The 1,240-nt window shown below is 52.0% G+C and carries 1 protein-coding gene and 1 pseudogene; both read left to right on the forward strand.

Going from position 1 to position 1,240, the window contains the following annotated elements:
• A pseudogene (locus tag QZ279_RS01065) lies at positions 1-390 on the forward strand (branched-chain amino acid ABC transporter permease); the annotation flags it as partial.
• A gap of 53 nt (positions 391-443) precedes the next feature.
• Positions 444-1,240, forward strand: a 797-nt coding sequence (locus QZ279_RS01070; protein ID WP_293446985.1) for a branched-chain amino acid ABC transporter permease, incomplete at its 3' end; no start/stop codon positions are given.

Here is a 1,240-nt window from a genome sequence, read left to right on the forward strand (position 1 = left end):
CGCGCGATGCGGGCTGTGGCGGATGATCACCAAGCGGCCTTGTCGGTCGGTGTGTCGCTGAACTTTGTGTGGATTATGGTGTGGTCGGTTGCTGGTTTCGTGGCTTTGGTTGCGGGTATCATGTGGGGCACCAAGTCAGGGGTTCAGTTCTCGCTATCCTTGATCGCGTTGAAGGCCCTGCCAGTTCTTATGCTCGGCGGCTTTACCTCTATCCCCGGTGCCATCGTGGGCGGCTTGATTATCGGCGTGGGTGAAAAGTTGTTCGAATTCGCGATTGGCCCAATGGTGGGTGGTGCGACCGAGAACTGGTTCGCTTACGTGCTTGCCCTAATCTTTCTTGTCTTCAGACCTCAGGGTCTGTTCGGCGAGAAGATCATTGAGAGGGTGTAGCAATGTTCATCCTATCCACACGCACGACTAAATTTTCCGAAGGGACTGTCTAAATGTTTTACCGTGAAGCAGGTGATTTCAAGACGTCCTATACGGATGATAACCAAACGTTCCCGATCAAATTTGATCGCTATCGTTACTATCTGGTTTTGGCGGTTGCCTTCGGAGTCATTCCGTTCATCATCAATGACTACTGGGCGAACGCGTTCTTGCTACCGTTCCTGATCTATTCAATCGCAGCGATTGGTTTGAATATCCTGACGGGCTATTGTGGTCAGGTGTCGCTGGGAACTGGTGGTTTCATGGCTGTGGGTGCCTATGCGTGCTACAAGCTGATGACCTCTTTTCCTGACGTGAACATCTTTTTCCATGTGATTGCTGCGGGTGGTATAACAGCAGTTGTCTGCGCTGCGTTTGGTCTTCCATCGCTTCGGATCAAAGGCTTCTACCTTGCAGTGGCAACACTTGCCGCGCAGTTCTTTCTGGTTTGGCTTTTCAACAAGGTCAGCTGGTTCTACAACTACTCGGCGTCTGGTCAAATCAACGCGCCAGAGCGTTTTGTGTTTGGAGTGCCTGTGACTGGGGCGAATACGGATGCTTGGGCGACCTATCTGTTTTGTCTTGTCTTCCTCACAATCAGCGCTGTCATTGCCCGCAACCTGACACGCGGTATGCAGGGCCGAAAATGGATGGCTATCCGTGATATGGATATCGCGGCGGAAATCATTGGTGTGAACCCGATGCGTGCCAAGTTAAGCGCGTTTGCTGTTTCTGGCTTTTTCATCGGCATCTCAGGCGCGCTGTTCTTTGCGGTGTATCTTGGCGCTGTTGAGGTTGGCGAAGTCTTTGG

The sequence above is a fragment of the Planktotalea sp. genome (assembly GCF_018607965.1).
GTDB lineage: Bacteria > Pseudomonadota > Alphaproteobacteria > Rhodobacterales > Rhodobacteraceae > Planktotalea.